At 37.2% G+C, this 24,530-nt stretch carries 25 protein-coding genes; 11 read left to right on the forward strand and 14 right to left on the reverse strand.

Annotated features, from left to right (window positions below; genetic code table 11):
* Nucleotides 1-19: 19 nt before the first annotated feature.
* Both ACB089_RS07880 and ACB089_RS07885 read right to left on the reverse strand, forming a co-directional pair.
* Nucleotides 20-529, reverse strand: coding sequence for a PCYCGC motif-containing (lipo)protein (locus ACB089_RS07880; protein ID WP_374965937.1), 510 nt, complete (start codon nt 527-529; stop codon nt 20-22).
* 80 nt (nt 530-609) lie between these two features.
* Entirely contained in the window at nt 610-2,922 is a 2,313-nt protein-coding gene (locus ACB089_RS07885; protein ID WP_374965938.1) for a YhgE/Pip family protein, read from the reverse strand.
* Nucleotides 2,923-3,119: 197 nt separating this feature from the next.
* On the opposite strand from ACB089_RS07885, the gene ACB089_RS07890 reads away from it, so the two are divergent.
* The 7 genes from ACB089_RS07890 (at nt 3,120) to ACB089_RS07920 (ending at nt 10,736) form a co-directional block, all read left to right on the forward strand.
* Complete coding sequence (locus tag ACB089_RS07890) at nt 3,120-3,599, forward strand: thioredoxin family protein (RefSeq protein WP_374965939.1); 480 nt, start codon at nt 3,120-3,122, stop codon at nt 3,597-3,599.
* A gap of 177 nt (nt 3,600-3,776) precedes the next feature.
* Entirely contained in the window at nt 3,777-4,478 is a 702-nt protein-coding gene (locus tag ACB089_RS07895) for an O-linked GlcNAc transferase (protein WP_374965940.1), read from the forward strand.
* A gap of 622 nt (nt 4,479-5,100) precedes the next feature.
* Nucleotides 5,101-6,366 carry a group II intron reverse transcriptase/maturase gene (gene ltrA / locus ACB089_RS07900; RefSeq protein WP_374965264.1) on the forward strand — a complete coding sequence of 422 codons (1,266 nt, stop codon included), beginning with the start codon at nt 5,101-5,103 and terminating at the stop codon, nt 6,364-6,366.
* Nucleotides 6,367-6,976: 610 nt separating this feature from the next.
* Nucleotides 6,977-8,179 (forward strand): MASE3 domain-containing protein, encoded by a 1,203-nt coding sequence (locus ACB089_RS07905; RefSeq protein WP_374965941.1) that lies wholly within the window; start codon nt 6,977-6,979, stop codon nt 8,177-8,179.
* Nucleotides 8,143-9,138, forward strand: a complete 996-nt coding sequence (locus tag ACB089_RS07910; RefSeq protein ID WP_374965942.1) for a putative bifunctional diguanylate cyclase/phosphodiesterase — start codon at nt 8,143-8,145, stop codon at nt 9,136-9,138. The genes ACB089_RS07905 and ACB089_RS07910 overlap by 37 nt, the downstream gene beginning before the upstream one ends.
* 198 nt (nt 9,139-9,336) lie before the next feature.
* Nucleotides 9,337-9,891 carry a hypothetical protein gene (locus ACB089_RS07915; RefSeq protein WP_374965943.1) on the forward strand — a complete coding sequence of 185 codons (555 nt, stop codon included), beginning with the start codon at nt 9,337-9,339 and terminating at the stop codon, nt 9,889-9,891.
* Nucleotides 9,892-10,082: 191 nt separating this feature from the next.
* Nucleotides 10,083-10,736, forward strand: a complete 654-nt coding sequence (locus tag ACB089_RS07920) for an alpha/beta hydrolase (protein WP_374965944.1) — start codon at nt 10,083-10,085, stop codon at nt 10,734-10,736.
* Nucleotides 10,737-10,797: 61 nt separating this feature from the next.
* On the opposite strand, the gene proC is transcribed toward ACB089_RS07920, so the two are convergent.
* The gene (gene proC, locus ACB089_RS07925) at nt 10,798-11,598 is read right to left on the reverse strand and encodes a pyrroline-5-carboxylate reductase (RefSeq protein ID WP_368638568.1); all 801 of its coding nucleotides are present in this window, start codon (nt 11,596-11,598) and stop codon (nt 10,798-10,800) included.
* 419 nt (nt 11,599-12,017) lie between these two features.
* Between proC and cyoE the strand changes: the two genes are divergently transcribed.
* Nucleotides 12,018-12,968: a heme o synthase gene (gene cyoE / locus ACB089_RS07930; protein ID WP_374965945.1), complete on the forward strand. Its 951-nt coding sequence runs from the start codon at nt 12,018-12,020 to the stop codon at nt 12,966-12,968.
* A gap of 34 nt (nt 12,969-13,002) precedes the next feature.
* Here cyoE and ACB089_RS07935 read toward each other — a convergent pair whose 3' ends face one another.
* From ACB089_RS07935 to ACB089_RS07960, 6 genes are all read right to left on the reverse strand, one after another.
* A complete protein-coding gene (locus ACB089_RS07935) occupies nt 13,003-13,731 on the reverse strand; it encodes a metallophosphoesterase (RefSeq protein WP_374965946.1) in 729 nt (242 codons plus the stop codon).
* Nucleotides 13,732-14,363: 632 nt separating this feature from the next.
* Entirely contained in the window at nt 14,364-14,819 is a 456-nt protein-coding gene (locus ACB089_RS07940; protein ID WP_374965947.1) for a hypothetical protein, read from the reverse strand.
* A 172-nt stretch (nt 14,820-14,991) separates the two neighbouring features.
* Entirely contained in the window at nt 14,992-15,441 is a 450-nt protein-coding gene (locus ACB089_RS07945; RefSeq protein WP_374965948.1) for a helix-turn-helix transcriptional regulator, read from the reverse strand.
* A 206-nt stretch (nt 15,442-15,647) separates the two neighbouring features.
* On the reverse strand, nt 15,648-16,052 hold the full coding sequence (locus ACB089_RS07950) for a hypothetical protein (protein ID WP_368638572.1): 405 nt from the start codon (nt 16,050-16,052) through the stop codon (nt 15,648-15,650).
* A gap of 155 nt (nt 16,053-16,207) precedes the next feature.
* On the reverse strand, nt 16,208-17,536 hold the full coding sequence (locus ACB089_RS07955) for a hemolysin family protein (protein ID WP_374965949.1): 1,329 nt from the start codon (nt 17,534-17,536) through the stop codon (nt 16,208-16,210).
* Nucleotides 17,537-17,568: 32 nt separating this feature from the next.
* Entirely contained in the window at nt 17,569-17,973 is a 405-nt protein-coding gene (locus ACB089_RS07960) for a MerR family transcriptional regulator (protein ID WP_374967523.1), read from the reverse strand.
* 257 nt (nt 17,974-18,230) lie between these two features.
* On the opposite strand from ACB089_RS07960, the gene ACB089_RS07965 reads away from it, so the two are divergent.
* Entirely contained in the window at nt 18,231-18,815 is a 585-nt protein-coding gene (locus tag ACB089_RS07965; RefSeq protein ID WP_374965950.1) for a YdcF family protein, read from the forward strand.
* A 277-nt stretch (nt 18,816-19,092) separates the two neighbouring features.
* Here ACB089_RS07965 and ACB089_RS07970 read toward each other — a convergent pair whose 3' ends face one another.
* Nucleotides 19,093-19,587, reverse strand: a complete 495-nt coding sequence (locus ACB089_RS07970; RefSeq protein ID WP_368638606.1) for a hypothetical protein — start codon at nt 19,585-19,587, stop codon at nt 19,093-19,095.
* 192 nt (nt 19,588-19,779) lie between these two features.
* Between ACB089_RS07970 and ACB089_RS07975 the strand changes: the two genes are divergently transcribed.
* Nucleotides 19,780-19,911 carry a hypothetical protein gene (locus tag ACB089_RS07975; RefSeq protein WP_263297627.1) on the forward strand — a complete coding sequence of 44 codons (132 nt, stop codon included), beginning with the start codon at nt 19,780-19,782 and terminating at the stop codon, nt 19,909-19,911.
* Nucleotides 19,912-19,966: 55 nt separating this feature from the next.
* On the opposite strand, the gene ACB089_RS07980 is transcribed toward ACB089_RS07975, so the two are convergent.
* From ACB089_RS07980 to ACB089_RS07995, 4 genes are all read right to left on the reverse strand, one after another.
* On the reverse strand, nt 19,967-20,539 hold the full coding sequence (locus ACB089_RS07980; RefSeq protein WP_374965951.1) for a hypothetical protein: 573 nt from the start codon (nt 20,537-20,539) through the stop codon (nt 19,967-19,969).
* Nucleotides 20,540-20,551: 12 nt separating this feature from the next.
* The gene (gene ispG, locus ACB089_RS07985) at nt 20,552-21,667 is read right to left on the reverse strand and encodes a flavodoxin-dependent (E)-4-hydroxy-3-methylbut-2-enyl-diphosphate synthase (protein WP_374965952.1); all 1,116 of its coding nucleotides are present in this window, start codon (nt 21,665-21,667) and stop codon (nt 20,552-20,554) included.
* Nucleotides 21,668-21,762: 95 nt separating this feature from the next.
* Nucleotides 21,763-22,107: a hypothetical protein gene (locus ACB089_RS07990; protein ID WP_368638578.1), complete on the reverse strand. Its 345-nt coding sequence runs from the start codon at nt 22,105-22,107 to the stop codon at nt 21,763-21,765.
* Between the two features lie 52 nt (nt 22,108-22,159).
* Nucleotides 22,160-22,678 (reverse strand): DUF1189 family protein, encoded by a 519-nt coding sequence (locus ACB089_RS07995; protein WP_374965953.1) that lies wholly within the window; start codon nt 22,676-22,678, stop codon nt 22,160-22,162.
* A 194-nt stretch (nt 22,679-22,872) separates the two neighbouring features.
* Here ACB089_RS07995 and ACB089_RS08000 point away from each other — a divergent pair, with 194 nt between their 5' ends.
* Complete coding sequence (locus ACB089_RS08000; RefSeq protein WP_374965954.1) at nt 22,873-24,504, forward strand: Na/Pi cotransporter family protein; 1,632 nt, start codon at nt 22,873-22,875, stop codon at nt 24,502-24,504.
* Nucleotides 24,505-24,530: the final 26 nt, after the last annotated feature.

Below are 24,530 nucleotides of genomic sequence, written 5' to 3' on the forward strand. Positions count from 1 at the left end.
ATAACGATGAGTTTTTTTATTAAGCAGGCATGTCTGTCGGTGTTGGTTTTGCGTAGCCTTCTTTATATTTGTTATCAATTGTTTGACGAATTTCTTTGAGACTCATGCCATCTTTATGCATTTTTGCAGACTGTACAGCGATTTCTAGGCAAACGTTACAACGCGTACCGTGATCATCCCAGACAATTGTTCCATCCTCACGTTTTTCTTGAATAAAGCAGTTTAGATTGCTTTTATGTCCAACTGAATCGCCACATCCACAATAGCATGGCATCCATTCTAGAATTTCTGTAGACTGACCCGCAATTTGATACACTAAGCGAATATTTTCAGTTTGATTATTTAAAAAGGATGGTAGCACATCTGCAGATGCAGTTTCCTCCTGAATATCTCCAGAAGCATGTGCGTGTTCTTCGTGTGAAGCTTCTTTTGGCGTTTCGTTTTGATTTTTTTCAGCAACTTTTTTCTCCTCACCACAAGCACTTAACACTAATAACGATATAGCAAAAATAGATAGTAGTTTTTTCAATAGAAGCGCCTCCTACATGTTTACAATACTGCCATTATACCATCGTTCGCTTAAACATTGACAGGAAGCGCAGGTGAAAATCAATGAAAAATATCTAATCCACGTGTTTTGTTCATTAAAAGTTCCATTTTCTCACTCAATAATTTTTTCATGAAGAAGCCAAATAGAATAAAAATGAGCCAGAAGAAAGATAAAAAGGCGAGATCTACGAATACCTTGGACCAAATAATACCACCAACAGCCTCTCGCATCATTTCAATTGCATAAGTAAAAGGTAAAAATGGGTTTATTATTTGGAAAAACTTAGGTAATAATTCTACTGGATATGTGCCGCCAGAACCTGCAATTTGTAACACTAACATAACAATGGCTAACGCTTTCCCAACATTTCCGAATACCGAAACTAGTGTATAGACAACTGTAACAAACACTAAGCTAATCAAGAGCCCAAATGGTATAAAGTAATAAGGCGCACTAATGGATCCATCTAAAAGAACGATATCTCCTATTGTAATAATGAGCGTTTGGATAAATGAAAAAGTTGCAAAAGTTAATAAACGACCAAAGTATACTTCGCGAATACTGTATTGATGATTGTCGTGAATATCTACAGATAAAAGTGAAATTAATAATAAACAGCCCACCCAGATGGAAAGTACAGTGTAAAATGGTGTCATGGCTGTTCCGTAATTATCAATCGGAAACATCCTATGTTCCTGAAGCTTAATAGGCTCTTCAAAGAAATCCCGCTCGGCATTGACATCGTTTTTCAATAATTGAACAATTTCAGAAATATCTGCTTCACTTTCTAATGTTCTTAGCTTCTCTGCTAAATCCTTAATTTTTGTACTTAAAGCAGGGAAATTCGATTGTACTGTAGCAATTGTTTTATTAGCTGTCGCTAACGTATTTTTTGCATTTGTTAAACGATCTGATACTTGAGGAAGAAAACTTTTTACATCCGTTAACATGGATGATGCATTTGTTAATGTATTTTTCGCAGAAGACAGGGTCGTGCGAATTTGTGGTTCTAGATGATCGTTATAATGAGTAAGGAATTGATTAAGATTGTTAGAAGCATTTTGCGCAACACTTTGAACATCCGCGAGATCTTTTTTGATCTTTTCTCCATCAATATTATTTAACTGCTGTACTTTATTTGAGACGTCAGTTAGTAAAGTATTTAGCTGATTTAATGCTGTTAAAGAGCTTAATGAATAATCAGTTAAACTAGGATTTGCCTGTAAATCCCCGCGTATAGCTTCAAGTTGTTCAATGATTTTTTTATTAGTTAGTAAAGTTTTAACCTCTTCAGAATTGCTTTGCTGTAGGGCTGTTAGGATGTTTTGCACTTTGTTTTCAAGCTGTTTATGAGTTGAAGCATCAGCTTGTGTTAATTTTTGCAGTGCTTCAAGTGTTTGTATGCTAGAATTTATTTTTTCGTGAGATGCATTCAGCTGTTTCTTAATCGTATCCTTTGTTTGGGCAATGGTTGCTGTATCCACATTCGCATTTTCTAGCTTCCCTACTAGCTCTGTAAATCGTTGAGCAATATTTTGGACAGCTTCTAAATCCTTTTTAATGATAGGGGATAGCTCGGTGAACAGTGTGTCAGCTTCATTAATCAATTTTAAACCTTGTTGAATAGTTGTAAGACCTTCATTCGTTAATTTTTCAACCTCAGGAACTTGGGTCATCGTATGGTTCAGTAATGTCTCAGCTTCTTTGCCACCTTTAGCGGTTTGTGCTAAAAAGGTCTCAATACCAGGAAGATGTTGTTCAATTGTAAAAATATAATTTTCAAACGTTCTTAAGTCTGGAATTTCCCGTTCCATCTCAACACCAATTGTATTAAAAATAGAGAAAAGTGTTCCATTGACAGTTGAGATAAATTCACTAGAAACTTGTTGAGTTAGACCACTAGCACCTTTAATTGTAATTTTAGGTGAAACTGCATTTATTTTTTCATTTACATAATAATCGATATGCGCTTTAGTAGGCTGATTTGACAGTATGGAGGTTAGTTTTTGTGAAAAGTCACTAGGGATTACGATAACCGCAAAATAGTCACCGTTTTTTAAACGATCAATGGCTTTTTCACGAGATGTAAATTGCCAAGAAAAGCTTTTATTTGTGCTTAAATTAGCGATTACATCGTTACCGACATGTATATCTTCTCCTCTAACATTCGCTCCTGTGTCTTCATTGACAATAGCAATTTTCATATTGGCTGTATGGGCATAGGGATCCATAGAGGCATAAATATTGAGCCACGCATAAAGAGAAGGTAAAAAGATAAGTCCACCAATAATGACAGCAACTACCCAGTTTGTTAAAATATTATGGATATCACCTTTATAAATTTGAAAAACTTGTTGGATAGTGTGTTTCATATTATTAACCACTCCACCTTTATATTAAGCTTTGTACTATTTATGGTCCCAAAAATGGGCGGAATTATGTTTGAATTGTAGAAAAACTTATTTTTAAAAGACAAATTAGTTTACTAGGGTTTAAAAAAACTTTATAATCAATCGCGAATACACTAAAACTAGGATTTTTTAGTGTAGAAAAGGAGGAACACATTCTAGTGAAAAAACTACTAATTATTGGGTCAGTTATTGTTGTGTTATTTATAGCAATTGTTATGCTAACAAAAGTATCGAACGAAAGTAAGTTAACAAGTGCAAAGAATCCTTATGGCGACAAAGTACTAAAACAAGAAACAATTGATCAATTAGATGATGAAAATTACCAAAACATAATGTTACCTGAAGAACTTGAGAAAAAAATAAAAGCTGGTGAAGATGTCAATGCTTATTTCTTCAGTCCGACATGTGTACATTGTCAAGCCTTCACACCAGTATTAATGCCGATTGCTAAGGAGCTGGGTGTTGATATTGTTCAATTAAACACTTATGAATACGAAAATTTATGGGATCAATACCATTTAGAAGCGACGCCAACATTCATTCATTTTGAAGATGGTAAAGAGGTTAACCGCTTTGTCGGTGCATTACCAGAAGAAGAGTTACGTGCCTATTTAAATGCTGAAGTATTAAAAAAATAAGGAAAGCCATGACTGTCTCAAAAGTTATTTTGAGCAGTCTTTTTTTATCTTCATTCAGTAAGTGCTCGTGCATGCCTGAGAACAATTCAAAATCTTAAGGTAATTACGCCAAGGCGAAATTGATTTTTGTAGTGTATACTGAATATACTGACGAGCTGTACATTGGAGGAAAATTGAATGACAATGGATGATTATTTTTATAATGGTGAGCTAATGAAATGCTATGAAGTAGCTAAGCAAGTTACAGATGACAGCGAGAAAGCGTTAGCTGATCAATATATTAAATTATTGGAAGAGTATGATTTTGCTAGCTACCCAAAGGCTACGTTGTTTGTGGAAACTCAGCATGAAGAACGAACAGATGAAAGCTATCCTGAATCGGATGCCGTCGTCGAAATTCGTGCAATAAAAGATGAAGCACAGTTTTCTCAGCGTATTAAAGAGCTAGAGGATGTAGCGAAAACAGGTACTCCAACTGAAAAGGCACAATCATTCTTTACACAGGGTGAACTGTTTTTGTTTGCACATCACTACAATGAGAGTGTCCATTGTTTTAAACAAGCTGTAAATGAAAACCCTAATAAAGCTTTATATTGGGGGATTACAGGGCAAACGATGCACCGCTTCGGTTGGATGCCATTCGACGCCCTAGGCTACTTGGAGCAAGCGATTAATTTAGATTCAAAAAATGCGCGTTGGCTATGGAATAAAGCACTTGTTCTGATTCAATTAGCGAAGGATCTACAGATGGCGCCGTTTATGGCAAATGCAGCGATGACATTAGAGCAGGCGCTGGCTGTTTGCGGCGAGCATCAGCGATCATTAAAAGATGCTATTCAAAATACAATAGATAATATGGATAGCTATGTGTTTTCATAACATTTATCTTCATTCAGCCTACTGAATGAAGATAAAGCCTTTGACGCAATTACGCCAAGGCGAAATTGATAAGATGTCTCAAGAAGTTGAGACGTCTTTTTTTTGGTGTGCCGGGCATGTCCGTCAACTAGGTGATGAAAGTTCACTGTGGGCGTTGGGATATGCGAACCACTAGCCAAGTGCAAGGGTGTCCGTGGTGACACGGAATCTGAAGGAAGCAGGCGGTAAAACCTTGGTCCGAGGTACACGAATCACATTCGAGGTTGTCCTGACTGGACGAGATTGCCAAACAAATCAAAATCCAAAATATCCACGGAAGTCAGGGCAATAAATGTGGCGGATATATGAGGTGAAAGTGGACGGACTTACCCCGGGAGATCTGATGAATACCTGGAAACAGAACCTATTTAGTGATAGATAGCTGAATCATCAGAAGTCAGCAGAAGCCATAGTACCAGTAATGGGAAGGGCTGAACGAAAGGAGTGAACATGGAAGGGCACATTATATGACAGTGAAGACACAGCCAATCGTAAGACTTTTCGCTGCCTTGAAACGCAGAACGTGAATCGCGCAACGAAAAGAGTGGAACTGTTCATATGCATACCTATACCATGAGAACATATGGATACAAATGGACTAATTTATTTAATAACAGACCGAGATAATCTAAATGAAGCTTTTAAGAAGGTACGTAGAAATAAAGGGGCTGCCGGAGTCGATGCGAAAGATATAGAGGCAACACGCCAATACTTAAAAGAAAATAAAGAAAAGATTACTCGCCAAATTCAAACAGGGCAATATACACCGCAACCGGTAAAACGGGTAGAAATTCCGAAAGGAAATGGTGATACGAGAAAATTGGGAATCCCAACTGTAACAGACCGCGTTATTCAACAAGCGGTTGTTCAAATCTTAACACCAATCATCGACCCAATTTTCAGTGACTATAGCTATGGTTTTCGTCCAAATAAAAGTGCCCATCAAGCAATTACACAAGCGCAATCTTATATGGATGAAGGCTACAAATTCGTGGTAGACATGGACCTTGAAAAATTCTTTGACCGTGTCCAACACGATAAACTGATGTCACTAGTTGCGGGATATATTAAGGATAAGCCAACCTTAAAGCTAATCCGTAAGTTTCTCAACGCTGGCACTATGGCAAATGGGGTCGTAGTACATAGCCAAGAAGGCACGCCACAAGGTGGCCCACTGAGTCCACTACTTAGTAATATCCTTCTCCATGAACTAGATAAAGAGCTTGAAAAACGAGGTCACAGATTCGTCCGTTACGCAGATGACTGCAATATCTATGTTAAAAGTCTAAAAGCAGGAGAGCGTGTGAAATTAGGGATGACAACATTTATCGAAAAGAAACTAAAGCTTAAGGTAAATGAGGAGAAATCCGCAGTGGGAAAGCCGAGAGCACGGACATTCTTAGGAGTGAGTTTCTACCGAAACAAGCAACAAACAAGGATTTACGTGCCGAAGAAAAGTAAACAGAAATTGGAAGATAGAATCCGCCATCTCACGAATCGCAATCGAAGCATGCGAATGGATGAAAGAATTAAATGCCTCAACTACCTGATTCAGGGATGGGTTAATTACTTTAAAATCGCGGACATTGGAGAATACGCTAAAAAGATGGATGCCCATATACGCCGAAGATTGAGAGCGTGTCGATGGAAAGAGTGGAAGAAAACCACAACCAAGTATCGCAACCTTAAGAAACTTGGTATCTGCCCGAACGACGCTTACAGAATAGCAAATACCCGAAAGGGATATTGGCGTTCATCCAATAATCCAATCATAAATAGAGCCCTAAATAATAAATACTGGGAGAAACAAAATTTAAAAAGTCTCTCCCAAATCATTTTAAAACCATAAAACTTTCGAACCGCCGTATACGGAACCGTACGTACGGTGGTGTGAGAGGTCGACTAGTCAATTAATGGCTAGTCTCCTACTCGATTGGTGAAATCTGGGTTGATGAAGATTTTGAGTAAATTGGTGGATTGAATTTATATTGGCATGTATGGCTCATCATCAAAAGTTGTGGATGGCATTTGTTAAACCGCTAAATTAATTTGTGGATGACATTTGTTATATATATAGGTTGATTGGAGTGGAGGCTGGCGACTCCTCGGGGATCAGCGATAGGGGAACGAAGGCTAAGAGCATCACGTCCTGTGATAACGCCTTCGTGACCAACATCGTGTTGGCCCGAGACCCTGGAGCGAAGCGAAGCGGCTCATCGGACGCCCCCAGGAAGCTTTGCTCTGTGCGAAAGCGTAGTGCTAACGTAGCGGCAGCAACAAAGCGCCCAGCCGGAACGGAAATCAACCACACGTTATGGTGATGAGCCAGTTTTATTCAGTTTTAGTTTTGATTGAAAAGTCGATTTTTCATGGTAATCTTATAGTATAATTATTCCAAAAGTCCTTTGTGAAATAATGAATAGAGTGAAAATATTTTGAAATCAAGGGAGAGGAGTTAGATGTGGAAATTTAATGAGGATTTTTCATTTGTAAGGCAGGGCATTCAATTCATCCTATTATCAATGATTTTCCTAATCGTCATTGGATTAGGTGGAGATAAGTTTTATGGGATATTTGGTGAGAACAACTATGTGGCGATTCATTTAATGATGGAAATTCTCATCATTGTGGTGACGATGGCTATTTCGATTCAAACGTGGTTAATTTCTCCGTATATTTTATCTAATAGAGTTCTGTATGTTGGGGGATTGTTTTTAACATTTAGCTTAATAGAAATTGCCCATGCGCTCTCCTATAAAGGAATGCCATTTTTCATTACTGAAAGTACACCCTATGCAGCAACATGGTTTTATATGCTTGGTCGATTACTATTATCGATTGGCTTTCTTGCCATTTATTTTGTTAAGGAGAAGAAAATAAAATTAATTTATCGATGGCTTATTTATAGTTTGCCGATTGTAATAGTCATTAGTTGTGTGGTCATTATCTATGCACCAACGCCTATGCTGCCACCTCTTATAATCGAAGGTGAAGGTCCTACTGTTTTAAAAAATACTTTGCAATATATAGCTGTTGCGTTCTTTTTGGTGATTATGGTACTGTTGTTGAAAAATTTCAATAAAGCACCCAAAATTGTATTTTTATTATTAGGTAGTTCGATTTATTTAATCATGAGCGATTTCTTATTTACAATGTATCAAGATGTTTATGATATTAAAAATTTTATTGGACATATTTTTGAGTTAAGTGCATTTTATCTTTTATTTAGAGCTATTTATTTTTCATCTATCGAAAAACCTTTTCAACAATTAATTGATACTCAAGGGCATTTGGAAAAGTCTCGCGAAAAGATGCATTATATGGCTTATCATAATGAAGTTACAAATTTACCAAATGAACGTTTTTTGATGGAATTATTAAAAAGCAATTTATACATATCTAAATCTCAAAAGGCAATTCTTGCTATCGGTATAGAAAGAATTTCAACTATTAAAGCATCTTTAGGCAGTACATATGCAGACCAAATGATCAAACTAATAGCGCAAAGGTTGAAAAATGTTTTACCAGAGGAATATCCACTGACCATGCCGAGAGAAGATTATTTTGTTGTTTTTATTGATGAGGTCAATAATATCCATCAACTAACGCAGCTAAGTCATTGGTTATGGAAGAATCATTTCAAATACAACATTTTTCTCTAAGTAGTCAATTGAATATTGGGATTGCGTTATTTCCAACGGATTCATATAGGGAAGAGGAACTTGTTAGATTTGCATTATATGCTATGCATGAAGCACATAAAACGCCTACACGTATACAGTTGTATGAGTCCTCAATGTCTAGCAGAATGACTGAACGACTTTTATTAGAAAATGATTTACATAATGCATTAGCTAACCAAGAGCTTTTTTTAGAATATCAACCGCAATTAGATTTACAGACGGGTCAAGTTAAGTCAGTAGAGGCCTTAGTCAGATGGAAGCATCCTAAAAAAGGTTGGATTTCGCCAGGAGTCTTTATTCCAATTGCTGAGGAATCGGGATTAATTATTCCTATTGGACAATGGGTTCTAGAAACAGCTTGTAAACAAGTGAAGCGTTGGGAAGGTGCTGGATTGCCACCAATTAAAGTGGCAGTCAATCTGTCATTAGGTCAACTTTTTCAGCAAAATTTAGTTGGAATGATTCATAATGTTCTTGAAAAAACACAATTAGAGCCACAATATTTGCAGCTAGAGATAACAGAAAGTATGACGATTAATATCGATCATATGACGACGGTTTTGCATCAGTTGAAGGAACTTGGGATTACAATCGCGGTAGATGATTTTGGAACGGGCTATTCGTCATTGTCTTATTTGAAGGATTTCCCTATTGATTGCTTAAAAATTGATCGGTCTTTCGTTCAAAAAATACAATCGAGCTCAACAGATAAGGCTTTAGTAGACACGATTCTTTCTGTGGCCAAGCATTTACAGTTAAAGGTAGTTGCTGAAGGAATAGAAGAGATAGAACAGCTCTCCTATCTAGTAACAAGTAATTGTGATACTGTACAGGGTTTCTTATTCAGCAAACCGATACATCCAAATATTTTACAGGAAAACTATCAAACGCTTCACAAGAATGCAAAGAGTATTTTAGATTCAATTACTGCAATTTAAGAATAAAGTGACAATCGAGAACATCTTCGTTTCATCATATGGCGAAGATGTTCCTTTTTGTTTCTGAAGCTATGTCAATGATGAAAACTATTTCAACAGCCTATATGTAAGGCGGTATACGTTGCCCGTTTCTTTATATTCTTCAATCATGGTATGATAGTGGGGAAATGATTTGTAAGATAAAGGACGGGTTTTTGGATGGCACAAGAAGTGGCAAATAAATTTATTGAAGATGTCTGTAATCATTTAGTGCGCAGTATGAATATTACGAAAGTTGAGGAGCACTTTAAAGAGACAATTGCGATATACCGTAAATCGGCAGCAACACAAATTGATTTTTGGGATAGGCTGATGGTCAATATGTTGTATTTTACTGAAAATGAGCAAGTTTGGGAAAAAGAATTTCTGGGAATGCTCGACAAGAAAGAGTGGTTAAAGACTACTGTGTTTGAGGAAGAGCTTTTGATGCATCAAATGCGTATTCGTCAGCAGGTCGCGGAACAAATGGATGCCGCTAAAGAATTGTTCCATAAGCAATATGAGACAGATGGTATGACAGAGGAAGATATTGTCTACGATTATGCTTATAGCTCTGCTGGACATTCAATGCGCATAGATTTATTAACAGTGCTTGTCTCAACACCTGAGCAATCAAAAGTACTTTTTAATGCAGATCCACAAGAAACAATTCGTATTATTAACGGCTATATTGCTTATCATACTGATGGGATTATTAATAAAGTTAAACTTTAATCGGAGGGGTTTTCTTCATCCGATTGAACGGCCCATTCATGCGAGATAAAACAGTATTTTATAGTTTGACTCATAACTAAAATTTTTGCATGTCATTTATTAAAATGACAATGAGGTAATCCTGTTCTTGTCTAACTACCTTATGCAGTATAATAAGGGGATAGTAAGAACATCAGAAAGGAATTTTTTCAATGAATACACCATTTACATTTAAACATACACAACCTACGAATATGGACCCGAATAAAAAATACCCGGCGATCTTTTTATTGCATGGAATGGGTAGCAATGAAGATGATTTACCACAATTAGTACAGGATTTTAAAGAACAATGCCATATTTTTAGTTTACGTGGACCTATTACGCAAAAGCCAGGCTATGCTTTTTTCACGATCCAAGAGGTCGGAAACCCAGACCGTGAAATTTTTGATAAAGTGTTAGTAGCATTACAACGATTTATCTTAGAGGCAATTGAAGAATATCAAGTTGATCTACATAAAGTGTACGTGCTTGGATTCAGTCAAGGAGCTGTTTTGGCACAATCACTTGCTTTTGCAATGGGGAATTTAATTACGGGAATAGTAGCGTTAAGTGGCTATACGCCAAAATTCGTAACAGAGGAATATGCAATTCGACCAGTTAATCATTTACATGCATTTATTTCTCATGGTGATTATGATTATATTATCCCGTCGCAATGGGGCGCTGAAAGTAAAGAAATCTTTGAGCAATTTGGTGCTACTGTGACATTTAAACAGTATCCAGATGGTCACGGTGTTACACCAGACAATTTACGTGACCTTACTGCATTTTTAGCACAGGAATTACAAGATACTATTCAATAAAAGTGAAACCGAGACATGTAGGATGTCTCGGTTTTATTTTATTCTTTAGTAGATCAATTAGCTATTTCGATAAGCTGCGATCTTTGTCAGTCACGGCAGCTACTGCATCGTGAATAGTTGTTTCAAAATGATTACTTTGTAATGAGGATACACCTTGAATCGTTGTCCCACCTGGTGAACATACCTGGTCTACAAGTGCCCATGGGTGTTCCTGTGATTGTAAAATCATTTTTGCACTGCCGAGTACTGCATTTGCTGCAATATCAAGAGCCATGCTTTTTGGCATCCCTTCACGTACAGCAGCACGTGCTAAAGCGTCAATATACATATAAGTAAATGCTGGTGAAGCACCACCAATCGTTGTAAATATCGAAAATAGGTGTTCAGGGATCTCGATAATTGTTCCAACTGTTTCAAACAGTGAAATGACATGTTGAAGCTGTATATCTGATACTTGCTCACTTGTTGTATAGCAGCTTGTAGAGGCACCGATAAGCGCATTGATATTTGGCATTACACGAATAATAGGGGTAACCTCAGATAGATAACCCTGGAAGTATGTAATATTTTTACCAGCAGCAATGGATACAATGACATGGTTGTCTTGTAAATGCTTTTTCACCTCTGGTAAAACATCAGGTAACATTTGGGGTTTAACACCAAGGATAATGACGTCACAATTTGACATAATATCTTCAATAGAGCTTGCGGCTTGAATACCGAAAGAGGTTGCTAATTTTGTTGTTTTTGCTTTGGTACGATTATAGCCATAAATAAAAGTGGAATCAAAATCTCTGCTTTTGCACATTCCTTTAATAATAGCTGTAGTCATATTTCCAAGGCCGATAAATCCGTATTTCACGTGGTAGACACTCCTTCATAAAGTTAAAACATACACATTAGTATAGAGTAGATTGTTTTACTTGAATAGCAATATGCAAAGAATCAAGCTAATTAGGTTCAAATTCACGTCAGTCGGTGGTATCATAGAAGATGTTGTGAATGAACGTGTATCTTTATTTTCATTCAGTAGAAGACCCATTGATGAGATGAATGCGATTGTACCTCCCATGCAATGGATGTCCAAACGAAAGTGGTAAATACACCAAAGCGTAATTGATTTTTATTCATCAGAAAAGAAAATCATGTACTTTATGTGAACATAGAGACAGACTCTATCTAAAAGAGGTAAAATTAAAATTTGATACGTTAAATGCAAATTTTGTCGCTTTCTATCGAGTAAAGCGTGTAGAAATTTTGAGAGAAAAGGAATTAAGATGAATGGAACAAAATCTAAAAACGGAGCATAAGCTACAATCTTCTAAGGAATCATCAGGGAAGTCCTCACGCTCTACTATTTTAGCGCAGACAGTTAAAACAGGAATCATTAAATCGAATTTAATTCCTATGTGGGCTGGTTTAACGCTAGGTATTTACAAAAATAAAATGACATTTGTAGAGAATATACCTGAAATTATTTTTTCTACGATTGGTTCTGCACTTGTTATTGGGGCTGCTGGAGCATTTAATAATGTATACGACCGTGACATTGACGCTATTATGCCTCGTACGCAAAGTCGACCAACTGTAACAGGTGAAATGTCAGCGAAATCTACGTTGATATTAGCTTTTGCCATGCTCATTATCGGGGTAGCTTTGCTAGGACTTGCTTCACCATTAGCTGCGGCATTCGGTCTTTTAGGGGTGTTTTTATATGTAGTACCCTATACAATGTGGACAAAACGACGCACAATTTATAACACGGAAATTGGGAGTATCGGAGGGGCAATTCCACCTTTAATTGGTTGGGCTACTGTTTCTAATGATATTACACATCCTGCGATACTTGGTCTATTTTTCGTGATGGTCATTTGGCAGATGCCCCATTTTTATGCCATTGCTATTCGTAAGCATGCTGACTATGAAGCGGCTAAAGTTCCTATGCTGCCAGTTGTAAAAGGGATGCGCCGTACTTATTATCAAACGAACTTTTATTTAATATTATTGATTTTTTCAAGCTTCTTATTTGGCACTTTAAGTGTTGGTATTATGCTTGTTGCACTTTTACTAAGCATCGCATGGCTTGTTATGAGTATTTATGGCTATCGTAGTAATAAAGATCAAACGAAGTGGGCAACCAAAATGTTTGTTTTCTCACTTATCCATATGACAATTTTATTTTCAACGGTTATTGTTTACTCAGTAGTAGGCGTTATTTTTAAATTATATTAAATCTTCATCCAGCGCGAAAAGCCAACAAGTTATTCTACACTTGTTGGCTTTTCCTGTCCACCGAGATTATTTGCCGACTTGGCCATTCTATTGCGTGTAACTGACCTCCAAAAACAGCCCCACCATCTATTCCAATGATATTATTTTCACCAAAAAAGACACTGTACTCTGTTGGATTTTGGTGAAGTCTGTAGGTAGGTGTATGGCCAAAGATTACAGTTTTTTCTCCTTGATAACCAGCATGGAATTTTTCACAAATCCATAAAAATTGCATCGGATCTGTCTCTGTCACAGCTACTCCAGGAACAACCCCACCATGTACAAAAATGACATCCTCTAATTCGATGTAAATATCAAAGGTTTCAATAAGCTGTAAATGTTCTTCGAGCTTTGGTAAGGTCTGAATAAAGCTAGGCAATGTATGGTTTTCAATAGCTTCCTTAAAATCGACTAACTGATAACCATAGCTTGCAAGAGTTGCATGACCACCGCAAAGTTTCACCCAATGGTTCCAGGATTTGGGGTGACCGGAGCGACAGGCTTTTAACATAAGGGCCTCATGATTTCCTAGTAGAACACGTGCACCTTTTGTTTGCAATTCACCCACTAAGTTTAAAACGCCACAAGATGAAGGCCCACGATCAATATAATCGCCAAGTAAAAATAGCTGATCTTGCATAGTATCATACTTAGCTTTTAATAATAATTCTTCAAAAAGGTCCAATTCTCCATGTATATCACTAATTGCTAGTATTCGATTCATAAAGCGCATCCTCTCCAGTATTAGAGCAGTTACTATTAAGTATCAAGAATAGTTCTGCAAAATTCGACTGATCTAACATTACACCAAAAGATGGATTGTAAAGTTATCACTCCATACCACTAGTATCTAGTTATACTTTATCATATGAAGAGGTGATTTCATTTTCATACTCATTTGTCTATAGTGTTCGCTAGAGCATACGAAGATTTATTTGCTACAGCAAATTCAACGAGGCTATGAAAAATATAATGACGCCATTGCAAATACATCTATTGGTGTGATGGTAATAGATGCTAAACTAATTTTTTTTGGCTAAAATCTGTTCTTAATTATAAAAGTTGGAATGATATGAAAGTACATAGAGCGAAGTATGGGCGACGAGGAGGCTTAGACCACGCCGAGTCTTCGGTAACGGAATGGTGGAGGAGATTGTAGAACTACTCGCGCTTAACGTTGAAACATTGTGCTTTTACGTTAAACGCGAACAAAATTTAACTTCTTTCAGCAAATGGTTTTTGTAGCGAAAGCAAAGCGTCAGCTACAGAAATCTCCCGCCTCTATAGATGGTGAGATGAATGTGGTTTTAAGTAACTTTTCAGCGGGTGTCCAAACATCCGCTGAAATAGAGGAACTCAGGCTAAGAGCTTCACATCCTGTGAAAATGCCTGAGTGACCAACGTCGTGTTGTTGCCGCTGTCGCTTCGCTTTCGCGCAAAAAACATCTGCCGCTGTCGCTTCGCTTTCGCGCAAAAAACATCTGCCGCTGCCGCTTCGCTTTCGCGCAAAAAACATCTGCCGCTGCCGCTTCGCTTTCGCGCAGAAAGCATCTGCCGCTGCCGCTTCGCTTTCGCGCAAAAAGCATCTGCCGCTGTCGCTTCGCTTTCGCGCAAAAAGCATCTGCCGCTGTCGCTTCGCTTTCGCGCAAAAAGCATCTGCCGCTGTCGCTTCGCTTTCGCGCAAAAAACATCTGCCGCTGCCGCTTCGCTTTCGCGCAAAAAGCATCTGCCGCTGCCGCTTCGCTTTCGTGCAGAAAACATCTGTTGGCCTAAAGCCTTTGGCGGATGTAACGGTATCGTAAAGGAGTTCACAAAGGATGTTAGCCTAAAATCATCGCATCCATGCGATAACGGCTAGCTGACCTGCATCGGTAAAAACGCCACGTCCTGTGGCATTACCGAAATGACCGACATCGTGTCGGCCCTCGTGCAGGCCTAAGCGCAAAGCCGATTCCGGATGCAATTATGCCGAGGCAGAATTGATTCATACTGTAATCTTTTCCCATTCTTGCTTGGCCAATGATTCATCAAATGTTGATAGTAGTCGATAGTTGTTTGTATCTAGAATTCGAAAATGCTGACTAATGGCGTTTTGTTGTAAGCGATAACCATTGTATTCGCTAAGGTTTTTCCACCATATGTATCCACCCATCGTTTTTTCTTTAGGTTGTAATGTTCCATTATTAGCGATTAGGTCGACAATCTCAAGTGGATCACCACCGAGCTCATGCTGTAAAATTGAGCTTTCTCGGCATAATGCGCAAACCGCAACAGTTGTAGTCCAGGCAGTCTGAATACGACCTTTTTCAATTTGGACAAGTGTTTTTTTAGAAAGTCCTAGTAAATCACTCATCTGATCCTGCGTTAAATCTTTTTCAGTACGGATTAATTTCAGTTTTTCTGAAATAAGTGTGATTAATTGTTCACGATTCATCCAAACACCCTTCCTTTCAGATAGTTAAGTACCATTATACATGAAAGTGGTAAATAGTGTTTTCTGTTTCGCTAGTAATTGTGGTTAAATCGTGGGAATTCGGGATTTTCGAGGGTGTTTTTTGATGAATGGCGAGTAGGTCGATGCATTTTGTAACGTAAAAACAGACTGTCCAACATTCTATTTTTGGACAGTCTGTTAAATGCTTAAATCTCGTATTTTTTCGTATCAGAAATAACGCGGAAATGGATACCTTTAATTTGATCGCTTATTTTATGACGTAGTGTATCAATATCTACTAGTTCGCTATTATCATTGACACATTCTGCGATTTCTTGCATTAGCCTCGTAAATGCCTCTTTGAAAAGTGAACGCATATTATCAAAATCCAAGCTACGGAAGTTGCCGTCAATATCAAATGCCTCCACTGAATTTAATTGCTTTGAAGCGCCGGCAAAGCGATCATCGTATACAGTATAGTTTTCGTCTGTCACAACGATAATATATAATACCTCACCTGTGATCGTTTTTAATTCAATGTTCGTTTTGTGTTTTTTGACGTCCGTAATGATATGAATACCGTCCGAATGATATAGCTTAAATAATTTCATTATGTGATGCCCCCTGAAAATAGAATCATATTCATGTTTCTATTATATACGTATATACCTAATAATGGAATAAGACGAAAGTATCTAGAAAAACTAGAATAGACCTATTGGATGATGCTAGTAAAGTTAAACGTATGAAAAATGTACCGGCTGTCTTATGCTTCTGTTACAGCAGGTATAATTTTGCGAAGGGGACGAACCTCGATAAAATGAATCTGATGGCCATGCTGCTCAAAGATACTAAATACATATGGAGCTAATTCGATATTTCTAGTTGCTTTAATGCCATTATTCAATGTTAAAAACCAACCGCCCAATGTTTCAACTTCTTCTGCTTCAAGTGTTACATTTAATAGATTTTCAACATCCTCTATGAGCATTTTTGCATTTAAAATATAGTGATTGTCATTTACTTTTCGGATTTCTGCAATTTCATCATCGTCAAATTCATCGCGAATTTCACCAACAATTTCTTCTAAAATATCTTCGACTGTAACAAGCCCTGATGTTCCGCCGTATTCATCCATTAATATGGCCAGATGAATTCGCTCTTTTTGCATACGCACAAGTAGTTCTTGAATTGGAATTGTTTCAATTACTCGGATTACAGGATTAATGAAATTTTCAAGAATTAAAGAGTCGTCTGTTAATTGCTCAAGCAAACCGTGTGTAAACAATTCTTTGGCATTCATAAAGCCTAAAATATTATCACGATCACCATCATAAACAGGATATCGAGTATATTTCTCATCCGCGATAAAATGAATGATCTTTGTAAAAGAATCATTTTTTTCAATTCCAACAATTTCTGTTCGAGGTACCATAATTTCACGAGCAATAAGTTGATCGAATTCAAAGACATTATTTACAAACTTTAGCTCTGTTTTATTGATTTCACCACTTTTAAAGCTTTCAGATAGCAGTAAGCGCAATTCTTCCTCTGTATGTGATAACTCATGCTCAGATGCTGGCTTCATACCAAATGTGCCAACTAACACTCGAGCTGAGCCGTTCAAGAACCAGATAAATGGATACATCACCTTATAGAACAACATAATAGGTTTGGCAAAAAGAAGTGTAATCGTTTCAGCCTTTTGAATGGCAGCAGTTTTGGGTGCTAACTCACCGACAACAACGTGTAAAAATGTTGCAATGGCAAAAGCGCTACCAATTGTAAAAATCGTCATATATTTATCTGAAATGCCAATCATGTCGAAAAGGGGGTGTAGCATAAATTCAAAAGTTTTTTCACCGACCATCCCGATACCAAGTGCTGTTACAGTTATACCAAGCTGACAGGCAGAAAGATACTCGTCTAAATGATTGACAACATGCTTAGCAGAAATAGCTCTTTTATTGCCCTCTGCAATCAATTGGTCAAGTCTTGAGGAACGCACTTTTACAATGGCAAATTCTGTTGCCACGAAAAAGCCAGTTAAAGCTAATAAAATAGTGAAAATCGATAAGTTAAGTATGGTCTCCAAATAGTCGTTCTGTATGAACAGAACGTCACCTCCTAATTATGAATAAGTAAAAGTAAAGATTGCATAAGTGCAATGCTTTCGGGTGAAACGTTTTTTTTTATCTTTTCAATATCTTTATTGTCTTGTTTGTTCATTTGTTCTAGTAAAGAAGTTACATCATGCTCTAAATCTTGCATTTTTATACGTAATATTTTTACATCGATTTCTTCGTACGGTGTGATGTTAAGTTCATGTTGTATGTCTATGAGTGAAAGACCCTCTTGTTTGCGTTGCTCAATATAATGAAGTCGTTCAATCATTGCAGGGGCATAGTAGCGATAATTTGATGCAGATCGTTCAGCTGCTAATAGGCCTATGTTTGTATAATAATCGATTGTTCTTTTTGTAATGCCAGTTTTTTCTGCAAGCTCGCCAATTTTTAATTTCTCTGTCCCAATGCAAACACCTCCGAACCATCACGTGATACTTTGATTATAACGTGATGCTTTTATGAATTTCAAATAATAGGGCACAATATTTCTAAATTGTAAGATTTCTTCGGGGGATGGATTTATTTACTAAAGAACTGCCACCGAGCGAGATTGTTTTAGGTGAAGATGTTATAGTTATATTTTGGACATCAACAATATAAATTGAAATTTGCTACCGAAAATTTATATAATGTCAATCGTTACAATGTAAAAAGGAGATTATTATGAAGAAGATATTCAAGCTTATCACTATATTGCTTGCTGCAGTACTTGTTTTTTTTCTTTGCCTACACTTACTTATCGTGTCTCAAGGCAAAGATACTGCGATAGAAGATGCAGATTACCTCATTATTTTAGGTACACGTTTATCGGGGGATCAGCCGTCTAGTCTGCTGTTCGAGCGCATCACGACCGCAGCTACATACTTAAAAGAGAATCCAAATACAATTGCAATCGCTTCTGGTGGCCAGGGGCAGGACGAAATTGTGTCTGAAGCTTCTGTAATTAAAGAATCATTAATACAATTAGGTATTGATGAACAACGAATCATCACCGAATCCAATTCTACTCGCACTCTTGAAAACTTTCAGTATTCATTGGATTACATAGACAAAGATTCCACAGTTGTAGTTGTGACAAACCGATTCCATCTCTATCGAGCCGAATCCATTGCTGAAGATTTAGGACTTAACGTTACCGGCTTACCAGCTGCAACACCACCTGAATTTCGTATTAAGTACTACACCAGAGAATATTTAGCTATCGTGAAGTATTATTTAGAAAAAATACATATCCTCTCCACAGAATAACAGTCTAGAAGGAGCTGTAATGAGAAAATGACACTAACAATTATGTAGTCATTTTTTCAAACAGATACAGCCAAATCGTAAACGTTGAGAACTGTTGCTATACGGGAGATATTCCATTAACCGACTAACGGTCCTAACTGATAAACGGGGTGCTTTAGTTAAAAATTCGATTCACGAAATATCAAAAAAAGGCAGATTTTTTCTACACGTTTTGTAGATTAAATCTGCCTTTTTTTAAAATAGTAACAATTTTTTAGAAAACAGCCTTGTTAAATAGCTACGGAGTTTGTTTTTGTAAATATGTATCGTATAGGTGAAGAAGCGCATCTTCACCAGTCATTTCGAGAATTGTTTCATCATTAAAAACAAGTGTTACATTTGTAGATGCACTATCAATCATATTGTCTGTTAAAGTGCATGTAACCCTTACTACACCGGTTTCCGCGAGTTGTTTTTTCATGGCATTATCCCACGTTTGCTCAGAAAATAGTGGTGCCTGCCATGTACCCTTCACATGAAGCTCATTTTTTTCAGCGTCATAATCCCAGCGTACGTCACGTAAAATAGTTTTAAATAGGTCATTAACTGTAAAGGATGTATCTTTATAGTTAATGTCAATTGCTCGTATAGCATGTACATCGCGACTAACTGCACTAGCTGCGGAGTTTGCTGCTGAATTTATGCCAGATGCTGCATCTTTAATTTCAGAAAGCCGATCTCCACAGCCAGCTAGCAACGCACAGAGGCATGTTATACTAGCTACCTTTGTCATCCATTTCACAAGTAGTCCCTCCAGTTTTGCAAGTTGTTACTACTATATTAACGAAAAGAAAAATACGAAGAAAGGGCATGAAGGAGGCAGATTGTGACGGTTTTGCAACGATGCGAACTCCACTCGAATGTCAAGAGAATCGGAAGTTTCTGTATCTGAAAATTCAGTAAAATTATAAAAAAGGAGTGGTTTGTGATGAAGATTAATGATGAATTACTTGAGCGATTAGGGACTTATTTTGTGTACCATAGTGTATATGAAAACTATGGCATTACCTTTGAAAATTTTGTTGAGCGTTGGTTACGAGGAATACTTGAAGTATAAAGAGAAGGGAATAAGAAGAGTCGTGTTCAGCACTTGAACACGACTCTTTACTGCATTATTTGAAATAATTAGTAATAAATTGGTTGGCTTCTTGCCAGTTATAAACTCGTACGACATTGTTAGGAACAGCAAGACGATTATACGGAGTGTCAAATAATACGACGGGTATTTTTAATTCCTCCGCAAGTATGACCGCATTATCATGCTTATCCTCAAAAAATGCCTCAACACCATGTTTTTTAGCTACGGAAACCTTATCATGGCTACCGATGAGCTCAATATGATCGTATGGAATTGACTGAGCATTAAACCAATTTACCGTAACATCAGATACATTCTCACCACGAGCAGAGATGTAATAAAGCTCGTAGTTATCTTTCCATGCATGTAAAATATCTTTCGCATCTTTAGCCGCTTCAGATACCTCGTACATATAGGGTTCATTTTCTTTAAACCATGTATTAAATGCAACACGATCAACAGGGTGGGGAAATGCTGATAAAAAATCATATTCGCACACATCGTCAAGCGTAATATTTACATTATATTGTTTATTGATATGTGGAATGAGTGTACTAGGACATGTCACTGTCCCATCAATATCAATTCCAAAGCGGGGCTTATTCATGCTAGCACCTCCCTAGGCGTTCGCTTTTTCTGCTTCTTCAGCAGCGCGTTTTTCTGCCATTTCAGCTGCTAATTTATCGATTTCCTTTTTCAGCTCTTCAACCATTGTTTCTTCAGGCACTTTACGAACTGTTTTGCCTTTCATAAATAGTAAACCTTCACCACGTGCACCAGCAATACCGATGTCTGCTTCACGTGCTTCACCAGGTCCATTTACCGCACAGCCAAGAACAGCTACTTTTAATGGTACAGCAAGTGTAGAAATATATTCTTCTACTTCATTAGCAATGGAAATTAAATCAATTTCGATGCGACCACATGTTGGGCATGAAATAAGCGTTGCCATATTAGAAGCAAGACCGAATGATTTTAATAGCTCACGTGCTACTTTTATTTCTTCGACAGGGTCAGCAGATAGAGAAATACGTAAAGTATTACCAATACCTTTTGATAGGATTGCTCCAAGGCCAGCTGCTGATTTTACAGTACCAGCAAATAGTGTACCTGATTCAGTAATCCCTAAATGTAGAGGATAATTAAAGGCTTTAGCCGCTTTCTCATAGGCTTCTATCGCAAGATTTACGTCTGATGCCTTCATGGATACGATAATATCGTGAAAGTCCAAGTCTTCTAAAATTTTAATATGGTGAAGGGCAGATTCTACCATACCGTCCGCAGTAGGATAACCATATTTTTCTAGAATATGACGTTCTAATGAACCAGCGTTTACCCCGATACGGATTGGAATACCTTTAGCCTTAGCTGCATTCACAACGGCCTCTACTTTTTCCTTACGCCCGATATTACCTGGGTTAATACGAACTTTATCGATACCATTTTCAATTGCTTTTAATGCTAATTTATAGTCAAAGTGGATATCAGCTACTAATGGAATATTGATACGCTTTTTAATTTCTGCAATCGCATCTGCTGCACGTTCATCTGGTACTGCGACACGAACAATTTGACAGCCCGCTTCCTCAAGACGAAGAATTTCTGCTACTGTTGCTTCAACATCATGTGTTTTTGTTGTACACATACTTTGAATGAATAATTCATTACTACCACCAATTGTTAAGTTACCGACACGCACAGGACGTGTATTTGTACGGTGACAAATTTCACTCATTAACTTTCTCTCCTTTTCGGGCCATACTTTCGACCGTCACTGACATTTATTTTAGCAGTGTAAGAAAATAAGGACAAGGAAGAAACGCTAACTTTTCATTTTCCACATTTGTTTTCAAATTCAAATGACAGAGGAAGCTTAATATTTTCACCAGGGACAAGTGCCTGTAATTGTAAGTGTGGATTCAATTCATAAAATAATTGTAAGCGTTCAGGAAAGGTCATGGGTACTTTTGCAGGATGTAGTGCAAATAAGCTGTGGATAGTATCGCCTGGGATAGTCTGTACGGTTATATAGTTTGGTTCTCGCTGCTTTTCACAAATAGCGTTTTCTGTATCTTTCGGATAAAAGGCAGCGAGATGTAATGACCCCTCTGTTAAATCTACTTTTATGACAAAAGCAAAAATAATGATGATGGCTGTTAACACTAATGCACGCAAAAAATCCCCTCCTTTTCTACACTATATTTAGAAGAGAGGGGAATCATGCATATTATTTTGCAATTGGTTGTTTTGGATATTTTATGAGGGCTACAATTAATAGAGTTACCGTTAAAAGGAAAGAAAAAACAGAGATAATTGTACTGTTAATTTGTAAATAATCTGATAACATACTTAAAAGAACAGCCCATGTCATGGCAAATGTTGTAGTACGCCAAATATGACGGTATTCACCGCGACGCTTCATGACTTTTAAAATAAATAGACCTGCCAAAGCATAGAGAGCAATTTGTGTAAAAATAAGCATCGTTGTAAAAACAAATAGCATGATGAATGTCACGGGATACAATAACCATTTAATGTCTTCTATGTATTCAGTTATACCATTTACACTATTCATATCAAATGTATCAACAGAAATACCAGCCGTAAAACGACCAAAAGAGAAAACTGTAACAATAGTAATTAGAAGAAAGGTATATTGAATGACTTTTCCGATAGGTAATAATCGATAGGCAGCAAGTTTTTTTGGATGAATTAAGCTATCGATCAATAGTTGTGAGTGTTTCATAACATATCTCCTCCAATCGCTATTCTATCATGTTCAACTTTGACAAGATATGAAATAAGTAATAATAACTGAGAATACGATATTGAAATGTTAACATTGTGTAAAAAAGTTAAAGGTTTTCTTTACTTTTTGTACACTATCATTTAAAGATTAGGAATAGAGTAGTATAGACGTAGGAATTGGAGCGAATACAATTGACAATAGATTGGCAAAGCATACTGTTTCAATTTTTAGGCGGTTTAGGAGTCTTTTTATTTTCCATTAAGTTTATGGGGGATGGGCTCCAAAAATCGGCAGATGATCGACTGCGTGAGTGGTTAAATCGTTTTACAACAAATCCTTTAATGGGTGTATTAGTGGGCATATTTGTGACGATTTGTATACAGTCGAGCTCTGCAACGACAGTGATTACGGTTGGGTTAGTGAGTGCAGGCTTTTTAACATTGCGTCAAGCGATCGGCGTCATCATGGGTGCGAATATTGGCACGACAATAACCGCATTTATTATTGGTATTGATATTGGCATTTATTTTTATCCGTTACTAGCGCTTGGTGCTGGGTTGTTATTTTTCTTTAAGAAAGCCTCATACCAGCATATTGGGCAAATAGTATTTGGCTTTGGTGGATTATTTTTAGGATTAGAGCTTATGAGTGCAAGCATGCAGTCACTTCATCAATTAGCTGACTTTGAATCATTAACGTTGCATCTAAGTAATCAGCCCATTATAGGAATTTTTCTTGGGACAATATTCACATTACTTGTACAAAGCTCCACAGCGACTGTCGGTGTGCTACAGGGCTTATATGCTGAGCATTTAATTGGCCTAGATAGTGCATTACCTATTTTGTTTGGAGAAAATATAGGCACAACGATTACAGCAGTTTTAGCCTCGCTCGGTGCTTCTATATATGCTAAGCGTGCAGCGATGGCACATGTACTATTTAATGTGATAGGTACTATTATTTTCATGGTGTTCTTTACACCATTTATGCATTATGTTCAGTGGGTTAGTGAGCTATTCCATTTAGAAGCGAAAATGCAAATAGCGATAGCGCATGGCTCGTTTAACGTTATTAATATGATGATTCAGCTACCATTTATTGCAGGATTGACTGCACTTGTCACGAAGATAGTTCCTGGACATGACGGAAATATTGATGTAACAACGAAGCATTTAGATCCATCATTTATTGATTCCTCTCCAGCGATTGCACTTGGTCAAGCAAAGGAGGAAGTGTTACGCATGGGTGAGCATGCACTCCGTGGTCTAGAAGAAACATTTTTATATATGAAAACAGGTGAAGCTACACTCATACCTACAGTTTTACAGTTAGAAGTGGCGCTCAATCATTTAGACGAGGAAATCACGAATTATTTAGTAATGGTGTCTAAGCAGCCACTTTCTCGTGCAGACTCAGTAAGGCATCATACACTTTTAACAAATGTTCGAGACATTGAACGTATAGGTGATCATTTTGAAAATATTTTAGAGCTTTTACAATATAAAGATCATCACGAGGTAAGTTTAAGTAAGTCAGCACGACAAGATTTAATAGGCATGTTTAGTTTAGCCATTGAAGCTGTTCGTAAGAGCATAGAGGCTCTAGATACGGCGAGTTTAAGCTTGGCACAGGAAGTAACAGAGCTCGAAAGTTTGATAGATGACATGGAAGATAAACTAAGACAAAAGCATATTGCACGCTTAAATACAAATGAATGTAATGGAGCGGCAGGAATCGTCTATACGGATATCGTTAGCAATTTAGAGCGTATAGGAGATCATGCAGTTAATATAGCAGACTCGATATTAGGAATTCGACATTAAGCGAATGAAACTTTTTACTTTGTGAT

The organism is Lysinibacillus sp. RS10 (assembly GCF_041956855.1).
Taxonomy (GTDB): domain Bacteria; phylum Bacillota; class Bacilli; order Bacillales_A; family Planococcaceae; genus Lysinibacillus; species Lysinibacillus xylanilyticus_A.